At 70.2% G+C, this 15,461-nt stretch carries 15 protein-coding genes and 1 pseudogene; 5 read left to right on the top strand and 11 right to left on the bottom strand.

Going from position 1 to position 15,461, the window contains the following annotated elements; translation table 11 throughout:
- Position 1: 1 nt before the first annotated feature.
- Positions 2–1,171 carry an acyltransferase family protein gene (locus OG798_RS50545; RefSeq protein WP_121413524.1) on the bottom strand — a complete coding sequence of 390 codons (1,170 nt, stop codon included), beginning with the start codon at positions 1,169–1,171 and terminating at the stop codon, positions 2–4.
- Positions 1,172–1,341: 170 nt separating this feature from the next.
- On the opposite strand from OG798_RS50545, the gene OG798_RS50540 reads away from it, so the two are divergent.
- Entirely contained in the window at positions 1,342–2,340 is a 999-nt protein-coding gene (locus tag OG798_RS50540; protein WP_328759601.1) for an aminoglycoside phosphotransferase family protein, read from the top strand.
- A 13-nt stretch (positions 2,341–2,353) separates the two neighbouring features.
- On the opposite strand, the gene OG798_RS50535 is transcribed toward OG798_RS50540, so the two are convergent.
- The gene (locus tag OG798_RS50535; RefSeq protein ID WP_121413526.1) at positions 2,354–3,454 is read right to left on the bottom strand and encodes a winged helix DNA-binding domain-containing protein; all 1,101 of its coding nucleotides are present in this window, start codon (positions 3,452–3,454) and stop codon (positions 2,354–2,356) included.
- Between the two features lie 160 nt (positions 3,455–3,614).
- Positions 3,615–4,217: a DinB family protein gene (locus tag OG798_RS50530; RefSeq protein ID WP_328760194.1), complete on the bottom strand. Its 603-nt coding sequence runs from the start codon at positions 4,215–4,217 to the stop codon at positions 3,615–3,617.
- Between the two features lie 122 nt (positions 4,218–4,339).
- On the opposite strand from OG798_RS50530, the gene OG798_RS50525 reads away from it, so the two are divergent.
- Positions 4,340–5,362, top strand: coding sequence for a helix-turn-helix transcriptional regulator (locus tag OG798_RS50525; RefSeq protein WP_121418095.1), 1,023 nt, complete (start codon positions 4,340–4,342; stop codon positions 5,360–5,362).
- 259 nt (positions 5,363–5,621) lie between these two features.
- On the opposite strand, the gene OG798_RS50520 is transcribed toward OG798_RS50525, so the two are convergent.
- From OG798_RS50520 to OG798_RS50505, 4 genes are all read right to left on the bottom strand, one after another.
- Positions 5,622–6,374: a hypothetical protein gene (locus tag OG798_RS50520; protein WP_097228634.1), complete on the bottom strand. Its 753-nt coding sequence runs from the start codon at positions 6,372–6,374 to the stop codon at positions 5,622–5,624.
- Complete coding sequence (locus OG798_RS50515; RefSeq protein ID WP_067378038.1) at positions 6,364–6,951, bottom strand: RNA polymerase sigma factor; 588 nt, start codon at positions 6,949–6,951, stop codon at positions 6,364–6,366. Before OG798_RS50515 ends, OG798_RS50520 begins: the two co-directional genes overlap by 11 nt.
- Positions 6,952–7,088: 137 nt before the next feature.
- Positions 7,089–7,520: a hypothetical protein gene (locus OG798_RS50510; protein WP_328759600.1), complete on the bottom strand. Its 432-nt coding sequence runs from the start codon at positions 7,518–7,520 to the stop codon at positions 7,089–7,091.
- Between the two features lie 85 nt (positions 7,521–7,605).
- A complete protein-coding gene (locus OG798_RS50505; RefSeq protein ID WP_328759599.1) occupies positions 7,606–8,253 on the bottom strand; it encodes a hypothetical protein in 648 nt (215 codons plus the stop codon).
- 153 nt (positions 8,254–8,406) lie between these two features.
- Here OG798_RS50505 and OG798_RS50500 point away from each other — a divergent pair, with 153 nt between their 5' ends.
- Positions 8,407–9,204 carry an SAM-dependent methyltransferase gene (locus OG798_RS50500; protein WP_328759598.1) on the top strand — a complete coding sequence of 266 codons (798 nt, stop codon included), beginning with the start codon at positions 8,407–8,409 and terminating at the stop codon, positions 9,202–9,204.
- Between the two features lie 231 nt (positions 9,205–9,435).
- Here OG798_RS50500 and OG798_RS50495 read toward each other — a convergent pair whose 3' ends face one another.
- Positions 9,436–10,167, bottom strand: a complete 732-nt coding sequence (locus tag OG798_RS50495; RefSeq protein ID WP_328759597.1) for a TioE family transcriptional regulator — start codon at positions 10,165–10,167, stop codon at positions 9,436–9,438.
- Between the two features lie 58 nt (positions 10,168–10,225).
- Between OG798_RS50495 and OG798_RS50490 the strand changes: the two genes are divergently transcribed.
- The gene (locus OG798_RS50490) at positions 10,226–11,428 is read left to right on the top strand and encodes an erythromycin esterase family protein (protein WP_328759596.1); all 1,203 of its coding nucleotides are present in this window, start codon (positions 10,226–10,228) and stop codon (positions 11,426–11,428) included.
- A 377-nt stretch (positions 11,429–11,805) separates the two neighbouring features.
- Here OG798_RS50490 and OG798_RS50485 read toward each other — a convergent pair whose 3' ends face one another.
- Genes OG798_RS50485 through OG798_RS50475 form a run of 3 tightly spaced genes read right to left on the bottom strand, consistent with a single transcriptional unit; the run spans position 11,806 to position 13,573 of the window.
- Positions 11,806–12,720 (bottom strand): ECF subfamily RNA polymerase sigma factor, BldN family, encoded by a 915-nt coding sequence (locus OG798_RS50485; protein WP_328759595.1) that lies wholly within the window; start codon positions 12,718–12,720, stop codon positions 11,806–11,808.
- Positions 12,717–13,256: an RNA polymerase sigma factor gene (locus tag OG798_RS50480; protein ID WP_257017213.1), complete on the bottom strand. Its 540-nt coding sequence runs from the start codon at positions 13,254–13,256 to the stop codon at positions 12,717–12,719. The genes OG798_RS50485 and OG798_RS50480 overlap by 4 nt, the downstream gene beginning before the upstream one ends.
- Before the next feature lie 5 nt (positions 13,257–13,261).
- Positions 13,262–13,573 (bottom strand): hypothetical protein, encoded by a 312-nt coding sequence (locus OG798_RS50475; RefSeq protein WP_143669618.1) that lies wholly within the window; start codon positions 13,571–13,573, stop codon positions 13,262–13,264.
- Here OG798_RS50475 and OG798_RS50470 point away from each other — a divergent pair.
- Positions 13,486–15,267, top strand: a pseudogene (locus tag OG798_RS50470) (ATP-binding cassette domain-containing protein). The gene OG798_RS50475 and the pseudogene OG798_RS50470 sit on opposite strands and share 88 nt — an antisense overlap.
- The last annotated feature ends 194 nt before the right edge of the window (positions 15,268–15,461 follow it).

Genomic DNA, 15,461 nt, shown 5'->3' with positions numbered 1-15,461 from the left:
CTCAGGCGCGGCGTGACCGGCTGAATCGGCGTACGAGTGGGGCCTCGACCAGGGCGTAGAGCGCCCAGGACAGCAGGACCGTGACGGCGGCCGTGCCGACCAGCATCGCCACGCCTGTCGCGGTGGAGTACATCTGGTGGGTGCCGAGGGCCTTTCGGAGCGTGGACAGCGCTGTGTAGTGCAGGAGGTAGAAGGCGAAGGAGATCTCGCCCAGCCAGATCATCGTGCGGTTACGGAACAAGGTGAAGCGGCCCTCGATGTCCGCGGTGGCCGCGGCCGCGATCAGCAGCGCGATCGGCAGGATCATCGCGGCGCGCTGACCGTAGAGATAGGGCACGTGGAAGGTCAGCACGTACCCGCCGACCAGCAGCAGGCTCGACCAGAACATGCCGATGTTCCGCCAGCGCCCGTGCTTCACCGCGAGCGCCACCAGGATGCCGAGGGCGAAGTCGACCATACGGACCGGGGGCAGCACATAGCTGAACCAGTACTGCGAGACCGAGAGGTCCTGGCCGCTGGGCACCCGCGGGGTCTTCGGGAACAGGGCGTACGCCAGCGCGGGGGTGGCCCACACCGCGGCGATCGCTCCGGTGATCCAGTACTTGAGGTGACGGGCATCGATACGCCTGAAGACACTCAGCAGCAGGGGGAAACTCAGGTAGAAGACGGCTTCCACGGCCAGCGACCAACTCGGCGAGTCCACGCTGAAGTTGGTGAAGTAGCTGGGCACCCACACCTGGACCATGAACAGGTTGGCGAGGGAGACATGGGTGGAGGTGTAGGAACTGGCGAACAGCAGCATGGCGAGCGCCCAGGCGACCACGTAGTTCGGGTAGATCTTGACGAACCTGCGCCGCCAGAACCCCGTCGTGGTGTCGCCGCGCCGCGCCGACCAGGTCAGGACGAAACCGCTGAGCACGAAGAAGAACGACACGCCGAGCCCGCCGGCCTGCGAGGTCCAGTCGGCCAGGCGGTACTCGGTACGGTCGTCGGACAGCAGCCGCAGTGGGGGTATCGGGAGGAAGGCGTGGTGGGCGAAGACGGCCAGCGCGGCGGGGAACCGCAGGCCGGTGAGGGAGGGCAGCCGGGAGACGCGGGGGCGCTTGGGCTCGGCGGCTTCGCCGGTCTCGTCGGCCGGCGCGGAGCCGGTCAATACTTGCTCAGTGGCCACGGGATTTCCTTTCTCGAGTGTCGTCCTGCAGCGGCCCGCTCTTTGTACAGTCGCGTGCTCGTGGCTCACTCAAGAGTTGTTGTGGGATTGACCTCGTTCGGGCTGTGGTGAGGTCGACTCAACCGGCCCGACCGCGAAGCCCGGTCATCAGCGTCCTGAGAGGTTCCTGAATGCACTTCACAGCCGACTTCATAGCCGAGACCTACCAACTCGGCGCCGGGTCATGGACGTTGGCGCCCGTCACCCGTGGCGCGTTGGGCCAGATCTGGAGGTTCTCCGGGAACGGCTCCTCATGGGCGGTGAAGGAGCTCCTCTTCGGCTGCGACGAGGAACAGGTCCGCCGGGAGGCCGCGTTACGGCAGGCCGCGGAGGGCCTGGGTATCGCGTCACCGCGGCTCTTTCCCAATCGCCACGGTGCGTACGTCTCACACGTCACCGCTTCTTCGGGTTCTTCGGGTTCCTCGGGCGGGTCTTACGTGAAGCTGTACGACTGGGTCGACGGCGCCAAGGCGGACGCGTCCGATCCGGACATCCTGGACTGGTTCGGCCGGACCATGGCACTGCTCCACACGGCGGGACAGGACGCGAGCGAGACGCCGGATTCCTGGTACGAGCGGTCCCCTCAGGACGTCGAGTGGAAGGCCCTGCACACGCGGGTTCGTCAGGCCGGCCTGCCGTGGGCGGCGGCGTTGGGGCAGTTCATCGACACATCCGCGGCAGAGTTGGCGCACTGGGTGACACCGGCCGACGCCGGCGATCTGGTGACATCGCATCTCGACCTGCAGCCCCAGAACGTTCTGGTCGGCCGGGACGGGCCGGTCCTCCTCGACTGGGACAACGCCGGGGTCACCTCGGCGGAACGCGAGTTCACACGCGCCGTGTACGTATGGTCGGGCGGCAACCACATGGATATCGATTCCGCCCGGCGGCTGGCGCGGGCCTATCGGAGTGCCGGAGGCCGCGCCACCATCACGGGTCCTCAATCATTCTCGATGCTTTTCGCTACGGCCCTGAACTTCGTCTACGTACAGGCCGAGTGCGCCATCGACCAAGCCGTGACCGCCGCGCAGCGCGAGTTCGCGAGCCGGCAGGTCGTCGCTTCCATGCGCGGCATGCCGGAGCTGGAGGCCGTGTCCCGGCTGGCCGCCGCGCTCGATGCCGTGCGGTGACCGGGCGCGCACCTCAGCCAGGAGCCGTCGCAACCCGTACGCGACGGCTCTCGCTGTCGGAGAGGAACGACGCCAGTTCCTCTCCCTGTTCGGCGACGGCGGTGCGCTCGGCTGAAGAGAAGCGGCGCAGTGGCGTGACGTTCACGGTGCCTGCTTCGACGTTCCAGGTCGCGGCGACCCGGCCGTCGACGAGGACGACGCGGGCGCCCGCGACCGACAGACCGCGGTGGGTGTCGTCGACGATCCGGCCGCGGTCGTGGTAGCCGAGGAGCGCGTTGTCGAACGCCGGCAGGTACCGGACCGGGGCCGGCGTGTCGGGGTCGGGGCGCGGCAGGCCGGGGAGGTCCAGCAGTTCCCGGCCTCGCTCGTCGCGGAAGGTGACCAGCTCCTCGCGTATCGCCGCCACCGCGGCCGGCAGTCCGGCGAGGCCGCACCAGGCGCGCAGGTCGGCCGAGGCGGCGGGGCCGAACGCGGCCAGATAGCGCCGTACCAGCGCCTGGCCCACGGGATCGGAGCGGTCCTCGGTCGGCGGGTCGATCTCCCGGCCCAGCCAGGACGAGAGCGGCACGTTGCGCACTCCCGCCTTCGTGCGCCACAGCCCGCGCGGCGGCAGCTGTGCCATCGGGACGAGGGCGGCGATCAGTATCTCCCCCAGGGCCCGCGCTCCCGGTGTCGGCCAGCGCTCGGCGAGCGCCCGCGCGAGCTGGGTCATCGAGCGGGGCTCGTCGTCGGACATCACCGCCCGGCCCGCCGCCGCGAGTTCGTCCAGGTCGATCCCGTCCAGCTCACGGCGGTAGGTGCCGAGCACCCGTTGACGCAGCATGGCGTCGTGGCGGGAGCGCCAGGCCAGGGCGTCGTCGGCGGTGAGGAGGTGGACGGTACGGCGCATGAGATGGGTCCGCACCACACTCCGCCCGGTCAGCAGGTCCGAGAGCCCCGCCGGTTCGAACGCCCGCAGCCGGGACCAGAGTCCGACGTACGGTTCCTGCGGTTCCTGTGCCTGGAGACCGCACAGGTGCGCGACGGCGTCGAGCACCGACAGGTCGGCGTGATCGAGCAGCAGTTGTCGGGCGAGTGTCGCCCGGTTGAGGGCCCGGGTGTCGAGAACGGTCATCGGGTCACGCCGATGCCGGTCCGCCCCGGTTCGCACATCTTCACGGTGCCGCCGTTCCCTTCGGTTCCGTGCAGGTCTTGATCGATTCCGTGCGGGTCACGCGGTCGGGACCGGGCGGCGGCCGACGGGCCGCCGCCACCCGGTCGAGGTCCGTCACCGGTCAGGTCGACGTCTGCCCGTCGAGCGTCTCGCGCAGGATGTCCGCGTGCCCGGCGTGCTGGGCGGTCTCGGTGATGACGTGCATCAGCACCCGGCGCACGCTGCGCACCGCTCCAGGCTCGTGCCAGGGCGCCTCCGGCAGCGGGTGCGTCGTGGACAGGTCGGGCAGGGAGGCGATGACCTTCTCGCTCCGGGCGGCGACCTGCTCGTAGCGCTCGACGATCCCGGCCAGCGTCTCGCCGGGCAGCATCCGGAAGTCGTTCTGGTGGTCGATCGCCCACTGGGGGAACTCGCGTGCGGTACCGGCCGTGAGGTCGGCCCAGGTGACACCGTCGGGCAGGTCGTAGCGCATCGCCGACGGGCCGTCGACCGCGAAGCGCATCCATCCCTCCTCGATGGACGCGACGTGCTTGATCAGCCCGCCCAGGCACAGCGCGCTGACCGTCGGATGCTCGCCGGCCTGTTCGTCGCTGAGCCCGCGCGTCGTGTTGGTCAGGGCGGCTCGCGCGGTCGCGAGCTGGGCGAGCAGGTCGGCCCGCTCGTCGTCGAGCGCGGGGGGTGCAGAGGGCGTGGTCGGCGTAGAGGGCGTGGTGGTGGCGGTCACGGTGATCGGGTCCTTCTCTTCGTTGCTGTTGGCTGGCTGTTCGTTGCTGTTGTCCGGCACGGAAGAACAGTCGCAGGAGAAGCGGTCAGGGTGTGTCCGCTTCTCGGGGCACCATGGAAGTCATGCAGAAGACCTCAGCGCGGCTGCTGTCGCTGCTCTCGCTGCTCCAGGCGCGCCGGGACTGGCCGGGGGCGCTACTGGCCGACCGGTTGGACGTCAGCCCGCGCACCGTGCGACGCGACGTCGACCGCCTGCGCGAGCTCGGCTACCCCATCGTGGCCACCAAGGGCCCCGACGGGGGGTACCGGCTCGACGCGGGCACACAGCTGCCCCCGTTGCTCTTCGACGACGACCAGGCCGTCGCCCTCGCCGTCGCGCTCCAGATCGCCACCACCACCGGTGCCGGCATCGAGGAGGCCGCGGCGCGCGCGCTGAACACCGTCCGACAGGTCATGCCCGCGCGGCTGCGCCGCCGCGTCGAAACCCTCCAGGTCACCGCCGTCGAGCGGCCCGTGGCCCGGCCTCACCCACAGGTCGACAGCAGCGTGCTCATGACGCTCGGCGACGCCGTCCACGCCCGCGAAGTGCTGCGCTTCGACTACACCCCCGCGTCCCCAGCGGGAACCGGCGACGGCGACTCCGCCGAGGCTCCGCCGCGCCGGGTACAGCCCCACCACCTCGTCACCTGGGGCGGACGCTGGTACCTCGTCGCCTGGGACCTCGACCGCGACGACTGGCGCACCTTCCGTGCCGACCGGATCAGCCCGCGCACCCCCACGGGCCCCCGTTTCACTCCGCGCGAACTGCCCGGCGGGAACGTGGCCGCCTTCGTGACCAGCAGGTTCCAGGGCTCGGACGGATCCGGTGGCTCCGACGGCTGGCCCTGCCGAGGTGAGGTGATCCTCGACCTCCCCGCCGCCGTCGTCCTGCGCCACACCCGCGAGGGGATCGTCGAGGAACTCGGCCCGGACCGCTGCCGCCTCGTCCTGGGCTCGTGGTCGTGGCCCGGCCTGGCGGCCACCCTCGGCAGGTTCGACGCCGACATCGAGGTCGTCGGGCCGACCGAACTCAAGGACGCCTTCGCGCACTTGGCTCGCCGCTACGCCAACGCCGCGACCGACGGACTGACACAGGAAGCCCAATAGAACAAAAGCGAGGAAGCGTGTCCCGAGCCATGTCCTGGAGCGGCTGCTCATGATGGGCAAGGAGTCCGCCCTGGTGACGACCGCGCCCCTCGTGACGGCCGCTCCGCCGGTGCCACCGCGCCCGGTGTCCGCGGCCGGAGGTGAGCGCACCACCGGTCGGCTGGCACGGTCATCGGACTGGCCGCGTCGCTCGGCGCGATCCTCCCGGCGTACGGCCCTCGTATGCCGTCCTCCAGACACCCAGGAGCCGGGGACGGCGCTACGTTTCCCCGCCCGACGCAAAGTGGACGGTGGCGAGCACGGCGCCGTCGGGCGACGTCAAGCGGGCGCCGGATACGGACGCGGGGTCGACGGGGGTCGGGCCGCCCCAGAACCCGCGGCCCTGGCGCAGGGTGAAGGTGCCCGTCCGGACCGTGCCGCCGTCGCGCCGCTCCAGCAGGCAGGAGACCATGCCGCTGTACGAGGTGTGCGTGCCGGTGAGGTCGACGGTCATGTAGATCCAGCCCGGAGAGCCGGTGTGGGCGTACACCTCTCCGGCCGACTGCCCGGGGGCCGCGGCCGAGGTCAGATCGCCATGCATGTCGGCCTCGTCGCCGGTGGTCCGTGAGGCGCCGGCCACCACGTTCTCGATCGCCGTTCCGGCCGCCCAGCCGCCGAAGCCGACGGCGAGGACGAGTGCGGCCACCGCGGAGGCGAGCCGGAGCCGAAGCCTGCCGCCGAAGCGCCTGCGCCAGGCGCCCGGAACGCGGGCGCGCGCCCGGCCGTCCTGGGCCGGCGTCCCCCGGGTCAGCGCCTGCGCCACCCGGGTCTCGAAGCCGACCGGCGGCTCGCAGCCCGGCAGCAGCCCGATCAGCCCGTCGCCGACGAGGGTCAGCTGCTCGACGTACTCGCGGCAGTCCGCGCACCGGTCGAGGTGGGCGACCGCCGCGGCCCGCTCGCGTCCCGGCAGAATGCCGAGGGCGAGTTCGGCACCGATCTCCCGCAGCTTCTCGCAGGTCATGTCATTGGACATGGTCGCCTCGCTTCGGGGACGCGAGCGTGGTGCGCAGCTTCCCCATCGCGGTCCTGATGCGCGTCTTCGCGGTGCCCAGGGGGATGTTCTCCCAGTCGGCAACCTGCTGGGCCGTCATGCCGTAGATACTCGCCATCACCAGCGCGCGGCCCTGTTCCCGGGGCAGTTCCGCCACCGCCGCCCGCAGCCGGGAGGACGCCTCATCGGCCAGGACGTGCTGTTCGGGGGTGTCACTGACGACTCCCAGGATCACGTCCAGGTCCTCCGGCGCCACCGGTTCCGGCCGCCGCGCGCGGACGGCGTCGATGGCGAGGTTGTGTGCGATGGTCGTCAGCCAGGTCTTCACCGAGCCGCGCCGCGAGTCGTAGATCTGGGCATGTCGCCAGGCACGTTCGAAGGTCTGCTGGGCGATGTCCTCGGCGAGTTGTGTGTCCCCGGTGACGGCGACGGCGACACCGAAGACCGTGTGCTGGAATCTCCGTACGAAGGTGACGGCCAGCTCCGGGTCGCCCGTGGCCAGCCCGGACAGCAGAGCTTCGTCCGGGAGACGGCCCACGGGGAACCGGAATCTCGACATACCCATATTACGGTCCGCCCTCGCCAGGAGATTGCCCGGCTGTCACGGAACCCCACCCTCCGATTCTCCCGCGCTTCCGCCGGAACGCCACACCTCGCGCCCCACTCAGGGTGACGACGTCGGACCCCGTGGACTGCTCAGTGGCCGAACGGTGGCTCGAAGCACCCCGTCTCCGGGTACGGGCCGTTGGTCATCACTTCGTAGTTGGACTTCTGGACGAACGCCGTGACGCAGGCGTCGTCGTGGACACGAAGGCCGACCAACGCTCCCTCGGGCGTGACCTCGCGACCGTCCGTGAAGCGCGAGTTCATGGCCCGAACAATCAGCGTCCCGCCGTGCGGCTTCCCGTTCGACCCGGTCCGCTCCTCCTGGTAACCGAGCGGGAGCAGTGCCGCGCGCACCGTCGCGGGGTCCCACTTCTTCTGCCCCCACAGCCGCTTCAGGACCGGCCTGATGCGATCGGCTTCCCTGGCCGCGTCCGTCGCGCTGGCGGGCGACATGGCTCCCGGGCGGCGGGAGCCGTTGTTCTCGTTGTAGTGGGGAGCGCCGTCGCCGGCCCCCGGCTCCACGTACGGAGAGGCTCCCGGCGCGCCGGAAACGGCGCTCCGGGAGGTGCCCGTGGGAGCTCCGGCCGTCGAGTCCGTGGCGCGCTGTTCACCGCAGCCGGCGAGACACAGGACGGCGACAAGGGCCAGACCTGTCGTCGTCGGGCTGCCGGGCCGGCCGGATATCGAAAGAGGCATGGCATGACTCTGCCATGCCGGGGCCGGCCATGTCCGCTGCGTAGTCGACGCGGGCCCGGCGGTCCGCCTCGGTGATTTCGGGGTGCACAGGGGGCGTCCGGGGTGCGCGCCACAGTTGGACCAGGTGACGCTCCCCGTGGTCCCCGATGCCGGGTTCGGGGCCGTCGGTGTGACAGTACAGGCGCATCCGCACCCAGTCGGTGCCGTCCGGCGAGGGCGGGAGGTGGAGGGGAGGTTCCTCCTCCGGCCATGTGTCGAGGATGTCGCCCTGTTCGAGGGTCGCGAGGCAGAGAGCGGGGAGGTCGGCCCACAGGCTGATCTCCTCGGCGGGCTCCCACTCGGCGCCGGTTTCGGGTGCCGGCGGGGCGTTGTGGACCTGGACGGTCAGCTGAAGGGGGCCGGTGTCGGTGGTGGTGAGGACGACGGCGCCGGCGTCGGTGGCCGGACCGCAGCGCCAGCCGAAGGGCATCTCCCGCGGGTACTCGTAGTCGTCGGTGAAGCCGATCAGGTAACCGTTCTCGCCGAGGTCGACCGTGAACGAGGACGCACGGACCAGCATGGAGGTTGTCGCTCCCTTCACTGACACGAACTCTTCCGTGACGGTACCCCTCACGCCAGTAACTGCGGCCACGTGAAGGACAGTTGATATGCGAAGCTGTCGTCAGCCACTCGCGGGCAAGGTGGCCGGGGCAGTCGTCGAGAGGAGCGCAGCGTGAGTCAGGACGGCTTCCGCACCGAGGAGATCGACACCAGCAGGCCGCACCCTGCGCGGATCTACAACTACCTGCTGGGCGGCACGGCCAACTACGAGGTCGACCAACAGGCCGGCGACCGACTCGCCTCCGCGGCACCCGAGGTGCGGATCGGTGTGCGGGCCAACCGCGCCTTCCTGCAACGCGCCGTCCGTTACGTCGTCAGCAGCGGCGTCCGTCAGATCCTCGACGTCGGCACCGGGCTGCCCACCGCCCCGAACGTGCACGAGACCGCCCAGGAGGTGGCCCCGGACGTGCGCGTCGCGTACGTCGACAACGATCCGATCGTGAAGGCACACGGCGACGCGCTGCTCAGCCGCTCCGGCGCGACCAGTATCGTCCTCGCCGACCTGCGCGACCCAGGGGCCATCATCGACCACCCCGACGTCCGCCGAGTCATCGACTTCGACGAGCCGGTTGCCCTGCTCCTCGTCGCCATCCTCCACTTCATCACCGAGGCGGAGAAGCCCGATCAGGCCGTGGCCGCCCTTCGCGACGCGCTGCCGGTCGGCAGCTTCCTCGTGCTCTCGCACGCCACGGGCGACTTCGCCGACCGCAGCGAGGCGCAGGCCGTCTACAACAACGCCACCGCCACGATGAACCTACGGACCCACGCCGAGGTGGAGCGGTTCTTCGACGGCTTCGAACTGGTCGAGCCCGGCCTGGCCCAGGTCCCGTTCTGGCGCCCGGACACCCCGCCGCCGACACGATCCGGCGAGATCGGCTTCTACGGGGGCGTGGCTCGCAAGACCGGCTGAACCGGCCTCTCCGGCCGAGGAGGCGGCCAGGTGCCGGCCCGAACAGGATCACGCCGGGGCGCCCGCTGCAGGCCGGCTGACAACCAACTGGTCTGGCTGGAGCACGAGTTGGATGCCGGTCTGGGCGCGCATGACTGAAGCGAGGATCAGTGCTGGGCGCCGGCGCGGATCACGGAGGTGATCCGCCGCCGGTTCGGGGTGGACTACGCGCCGGCCGGGCTGGATCGCATCTCATCCGCGCTCGCGGAGGTACGCCTCCAGCTCGGCGGCCCCGGCCAGCATCGCGCGCCCGCGGGCGGACAGCCGACCGTGCCAGTCGCGCAGGGTGGCCTCCAGCGGCTCCGGCCCGCCGGCCGTCCGCACCTGGGCGATCAGCGGGGCGATCTGCTCCAACAGGTAACCGCCCCGCCTGAGTTGACGTGCCAGCCGGGCGTCCCGCATGTCGGCCTCGTCGTAGACGCGGTAGCCGGTCCGCGGGTCACGGCGCGGGCGTACCAGCCCGGCGCGCTCCCACTTGCGCAGCGTCGCGGGCCGGATGCCGAGCTCCCCCGCCAGCGGCCCGATGAACCTGCCGGCAGGCCCTGACACCGCGTTGGGCTCGGACGTCGCAGTGGACTCCAGGCCGCGGAGGGCGCGCTCCACGGCCTGGAGGGATCGCCGGTCGTCGAGGAGCTGCGTGTGGCTCTCGTCGATGAGGCGCAGCGCCTCATCGACCGCGCCCTGATTCACCGCCCGCATGATCGACGCCGCCGTCTGGTGGCCGTGACCGGGCACCAGGGCGAGGAACGCGCGCAGGGCCCCCGCGTGCAGCGAGGTATACGTGCGGTAGCCGTGGGGAGTGCGGCCGGCGACCGGAAGGATGCCGGCCTCCTCGTAGTTCCTGACCGCCTGCGTGGACAGACCGTGCACGCGCGCCAGATCAACCGGCCTGAGCCGCTCACCGCTTTGAAGGTTTCGCCCCATGCGACCGACGATATCGCGGGAAAGTTTCAACCGAAGGTTCAACGATACCGTTGAAGGCATGGCCACTGACATCAAGGACACCGCCCATGCCCTCGAGGCTGCCACCGTCATGAGGCTGCTCCCGACCCGGCCTCGGCTGCTCGCCCTGGGCGAGCCCACCCACGGCGAGGACACTCTGCTCGACCTGCGCAACGAGCTGTTCCGGCAGCTCGTCGAGCAGGACGGCTACCGGACGATCGCGATCGAGAGCGACTGCCTGATGGGCCTGGTCGTCGACGACTACGTCACCTCGGGAACGGGCACTCTCGACCAGGTCATGGAGCACGGATTCAGCCACGGTTGGGGCACCTCCTCGGCCAACCGCGAACTCGTGCGCTGGATACGGGCCTACAACGACGGCCGGCCCGCGCCCGAACTGCTCCGCTTCGCCGGTTTCGACGGCCCGCTGGAGATCACCGGCGCCGCGAGCCCCCGGCAGGCCCTCACCGCACTCCACGGCTACCTCTCGACCCGGGTGGACGCGGACCTGCTCCCTTGCACCGGGGAAACTCTCGACCGCCTGCTCGGCACCGACGACCGCTGGACCGACCCCGCCGCGATGATGGACCCGGCCCAGTCCGTGGGGCAGTCGGCCGAGGCCAGTCGGCTGCGGCTGCTCGCCGACGATCTGGTGGCGCTGCTCGACGCGCAGGCGCCACACCTGATGAGGGCGAACCCGCGGGACGACTGGGAACGGGCGCGCCTGTACGGGCGTACCGCCACCGGCCTGCTGCGCTACCACTACTGGATGGCCCACACCTCGCCGAGCCGCATGACACGGCTGGTGGGCCTGCGGGACCAGATGATGGCCGACAACCTCCTCGCTCTCGCCGAACGGGGCCCGGCACTCATCCACGCCCACAACGGCCATCTCCAGCGGGCCAAGAGCACGATGCGGATGGGTGGGATGCCGCTGGAGTGGTGGAGCGCCGGTGCGCTGGTGAGTGCCCGGCTCGGCGAGGAGTACGCCTTCGTGGCCACGGCCCTCGGCACGATCCGGCACCAGGGAGTGGACACCCCGCCGCCGGACACCGTCGAGGGACTCCTGTACGCGCTCCCGGAGGACCGCTGCGTCATCGACGCCCCGCGGCTGGCCACCGCCCTCGGCGACACGCCGCCCGCGCCCCGCGTGTCCCCCTGGTTCGGCTACTCCCCGCTAGATCCGACCCACTTGGCGGACAGCGACGGAATCGTGTTCGTCAAGGACGTCCCACAGATCTGACGCCACTGGCTTCGGCAGGCACCCCGCCGCAGGTGACGGTCAGCGGGTGGCACGGCGCCTGTTGCGCAGGGCGTTGGTGGCGATGCCGTAGAGCCAGGGCCGCAGACCGTCCCTCTGCGGCGGCTCGAACGGCTCGTATCACCCGGGTGCCGTGCCGGGAGATTCGCGGTCGTAGCCCCCTTCAGCGCTGGGCGTGCGCCTGTTCCGGCTCGTAGGTCTGCGGAAGGTCACGCTCGCGGCCACATCGTGCTGATGACGAGGATGAGCCAGCAGGGCGCGACGAGGCCCGTCGTGATCCACATGGCCGGCCGGTACCCGACCGCGTCGCCCGGCCCCAAGCGCGGCACGCTGGTCGGTGCCCGGTGCTCCCTGGTCGGTCACTCCCTCTTGTCACCCAGAAACCGCTCCAGGCCGCGCACGGCCCGGTACTGAAGGGCCCTGACCGCACCCTCGTTCTTGCCCATCACGCGGGCGGTCTCCGCGACGGAAAGCCCCTGGAGGAAGCGCAGAGTCGCGCACTCCTGCTGCTGCGGGCTCAGGCGCCGTACGGCGTCGAGCAGCAGCGTGTCCGACAGTGACTCCAGGACGGAGTCCTCGGGGCTTCGCTCGACCTCGTTCGCGTCGAGCATTTCGCCGGTGGTCACTTCGAGTCGGAATCGGCTCGATTTGAAGTGGTCCGCAACCAGGTTGCGGGCGATGGTGACCAGCCAGGCGCCGAAGTCGCGGCCCTGCCAGGTGAACGTTCCGATGCGGCGCAGGGCGCGCAGGAACGTCTCACTGGTGAGGTCCTCGGCGGTCGCCTTGCCGCCGACGCGGTAGTAGATGTAGCGGTACACGGTGTCGCTGTACTGGTCGTAGAGACGGCCGAAGGCGTCGGCCTCGCCGGCCTGGGCGCGCTCCACGAGGTCCATCATCCGGGCGCTGTCGCTGTCTGCAGCCAGGCGGCGTGCGGTGTCCACGCCGGGTTCTTCGGCGGGGCCGGCGGAGCCGCTGCCCGCTCCAAAGGTGTGCGTCCGGTGCGTGTTCTGGGCTGAGGGCACGCGGGATCCGGTCGCGCACAGGGTACGGGTCGCTGCCTGGCGGGGGGCTGGCAGGTCACGGCTGGCGTGCGCGTCCGTGCGGGCATGTGCTGCCGTTTCAGAGGCAGGCAGGACCTCAGCAGCGGCGCCGGTGTGCTGCGGCGCGCCGCTGCGGGCCAGGAAACGGTGCAGGCGATCGTCGGTTGCCGCCTCGTCGGACCACATCTCCTCGAGTGCGCGGTGCGCCTGCCCGAGACGTTCTTCGACACTCATGTGCATCCCCCTTCCTCTTTGTCTTCGTCTTGCATCTGGGCGAGTCGGGCCAGTGCACGCGAGACAAGAGAGCGTGCCGAGCTGGGCCGCACTCCCATGGCCTCAGCTATCGCGTCATAAGACAGATCGAAGAACCGGCGCAGCACCACGGCTTCGCACTGCTGTTCAGGAAGTCGGCGCAGCATGGCCAGCAGGTCCAGCCGCCGGTCGCAGCCGGCCGTCGCGTCGTCTTGGTGCAGGCGGTCGAAGAGGACCGGGTCGGTCAGATCCCCGAGCTTCAGATGCTCTTTGTAGGCCTTGGCGTAGCGCTGCCGAGCCACTTTGAACAGCCACGCGTCCTGCCGGGGATGATCCTGCAGGCTCGGCCAGGAGCGGAACGCTTCCTCCAGGGTCATCTGGGCCGCGTCCTCGAGAAGGCTGTCGCGCGCCCCGAGGGTGTAGAGGTAACGGCGCAGCCGAGGCTCATAATGCATGAAGAACGTCTCGAACCCTTCTGGAGGCGGCCTCCCGCAGTCCTCACCCGGGGGAAGTTGCACGGCCGTCACCGAGCGTCCCGCCCGTCAGTGATACGTGAGGGGAGCGCCGTGCGGACATCCATGCTGCTCTGCCCGCCCGGGCTCTCCCGTACGACAAGACGACTGCCAGGAGGCAGGCGCTCCACCAACTCCACCAGCGCGTAACGGCGTTCCCGCTCCGCGCGCATCCTGCTGCGTCCGCGCGCCATGTCCCCCAACAGCTGCCACAGTCCCGCCCGGCCGCCGCGGCGTGCCATCCATCCCACGGCGGCGGCCACGGCCGCCAGGACCGGAGCCGCTTCGTGTAATTGCTCCACACCCGCCTCCACTGCCTGCATCGGGGCCATTCGGACGGACCCTCACCACAGAAAAGCGCGGGCAGACCCAAAACGCTGCGACTCCAGGCCCGTTAGCCGAACCCAAGCAGCACCAGCCACCCCGCCCATCCGCCTGTTGCACTGCGGTACCAGGCAAGGCGAGCAGCAACGGGAAGCATCCCGCGAAGGCCATGACGCATATCCTCGGAGCCGGCGCGGTCTCCGAACACCTGCATGCCGCCCTGCCCGCTCTGATCGTCGTCACGGCGGCCGCGGCGGTCGGCCGAGTCAGTAGCGCTTTATCCTCCTACGCCGACGGGCGGATCACCCCACTGCTGATGACCGAGGCGGACGTCGCCCTGGTGTCCGCGGTGTGCCGCGTCGAAGCCACCGCATACGGGGAGGACGGCTTCTCCGACCGGCAGGAAGCCGCCGAGGTCGGCGTCACACGCACACGGATGATGGTGCAGGACGCCCAGCGCTTCATGACCGCCGTCGTCCGCATGATCGCCGCGGGCGGCGTCATCACGGCGCTGCACTGGATGATGCTGCCGCTGCTGCTCGCCGTCCTCCCTGCCGGCACGGGGGCCGTGCTGTCCGCACGCGTCGACTACGAGACCCACTACGCCAACGTCGGCGACCGCAACGTGCGGGCGATGATGCGCTGGTGGGCCGCCTACTCCCGTTACGGCGACGAGGTCCGTGCGAACGGCATGACCAGCTGCCTCGTCTACTGGTACCGGGCCCTGTCCGATCGCATCGACGAGAGCACCCTCACCGCCGCCGCGTCGCCCTCCCGGTCGCGGCCACCGCGGTGGTCGCCGTCCAGACCACCCTGGCCGCGCTCTCGCAGTTCGTCATCCACGGCGCCGCGATGTTCCACACCTCGCTGTACCTCGCCGACATGCGTTCCTTCCTCGACATGGCCGCCGAACGAGTCCCCAAACGCGGGGAGTTGACCATCTGCGAACGGGTAGAGGAGATCCGTCTCGACGAGGTCGTGTACCAGTACCCCGGCACGGAGGAACCCGCCGTCGACGGAGTCTCACTCACCCTCCACCGGGGCGAGACCCTGGCCATCGTGGGCGAGAACGGCTCGGGCAAGTCCACCCTCGCCAAGCTCATCACCGGCATCCTGCTCGCCGACAAGGGCCGTGTCCTGTGGGACAGCACCGACCTGGCCGACACCCGTCCTGACTCCGTGTGGTCCCGTACCGCCCTCGTCCCGCAGAACTTCGCCTGCTGGCCCCTGCGAGCCCGCGAGAACATCACCCTCGGGCAGCCCAAAACCTTCGACGACGGGCCCGTGTGGGCAGCCGTCGACGCTGTCGGCATGCGGAAGGCGGTCGAGAAACTGCCCAAGCAGCTCGACACCCTGCTCGCCAAGAACTCTTCGGAGGCGCCGAGCTGTCCGGAGGCCAGTGGCAGCGGCTCGCGTGCGGCGGGCCCTGTACCGGCAGACCCCGCTGCTGATCCTGGACGAGCCGACCTCGCAGATGGACCCGCGTGGCGAGCACCAGATCTTCCTTGAGATCAAGCGCATCGCCGCCGAGCGCATGACCATCGTCGTGACGCACCAGCTCGAGAACACCCGTCTCGCAGACCGGATCCTCGTCATGCGTGACGGCCGCATCATCGAGCAAGGCCGGTACGACGAACTTGCATACGGGAACGGCTTGTTCGCTGAACTCCTTGCCCTGGCCAAGGATCGCTGACCGAGAGGAGTCACAGCGGGGCGTCGACCCCGCCGTGCCTCATCAGCGAAAGGCCGCGAAACCGGACGCGGTCTGACGTAGTGAGACGCTGACCTGCGTGCTCGCCTGAACAAGCAACTCGACTCCACCCCACTCAGGACAGTCCGGAGCCTCCACCGATCCCGGAGCGCTTCAGTACGCCGCGATCCGGATGG

Source organism: Streptomyces sp. NBC_00271, from assembly GCF_036178845.1.
Classification (GTDB): domain Bacteria; phylum Actinomycetota; class Actinomycetes; order Streptomycetales; family Streptomycetaceae; genus Streptomyces.
The sequence above is the reverse complement of the archived record's forward strand: the minus strand, read 5'-3'. Positions and strand labels throughout refer to the sequence as shown.

What these genes read in the sequence shown, in the direction of transcription:
- OG798_RS50540 (WP_328759601.1), top strand. Translation starts at nt 1,342, where the DNA reads ATGCACTTCACAGCCGACTTCATAGCCGAGACCTACCAACTCGGCGCC.
- OG798_RS50535 (WP_121413526.1), bottom strand. Translation starts at nt 3,454, where the DNA reads ATGACCGTTCTCGACACCCGGGCCCTCAACCGGGCGACACTCGCCCGA.
- OG798_RS50525 (WP_121418095.1), top strand. Translation starts at nt 4,340, where the DNA reads ATGCAGAAGACCTCAGCGCGGCTGCTGTCGCTGCTCTCGCTGCTCCAG.
- OG798_RS50520 (WP_097228634.1), bottom strand. Translation starts at nt 6,374, where the DNA reads ATGTCCAATGACATGACCTGCGAGAAGCTGCGGGAGATCGGTGCCGAA.
- OG798_RS50515 (WP_067378038.1), bottom strand. Translation starts at nt 6,951, where the DNA reads ATGTCGAGATTCCGGTTCCCCGTGGGCCGTCTCCCGGACGAAGCTCTG.
- OG798_RS50505 (WP_328759599.1), bottom strand. Translation starts at nt 8,253, where the DNA reads ATGCTGGTCCGTGCGTCCTCGTTCACGGTCGACCTCGGCGAGAACGGT.
- OG798_RS50495 (WP_328759597.1), bottom strand. Translation starts at nt 10,167, where the DNA reads ATGGGGCGAAACCTTCAAAGCGGTGAGCGGCTCAGGCCGGTTGATCTG.
- OG798_RS50490 (WP_328759596.1), top strand. Translation starts at nt 10,226, where the DNA reads ATGGCCACTGACATCAAGGACACCGCCCATGCCCTCGAGGCTGCCACC.
- OG798_RS50485 (WP_328759595.1), bottom strand. Translation starts at nt 12,720, where the DNA reads ATGAGTGTCGAAGAACGTCTCGGGCAGGCGCACCGCGCACTCGAGGAG.
- OG798_RS50475 (WP_143669618.1), bottom strand. Translation starts at nt 13,573, where the DNA reads ATGCAGGCAGTGGAGGCGGGTGTGGAGCAATTACACGAAGCGGCTCCG.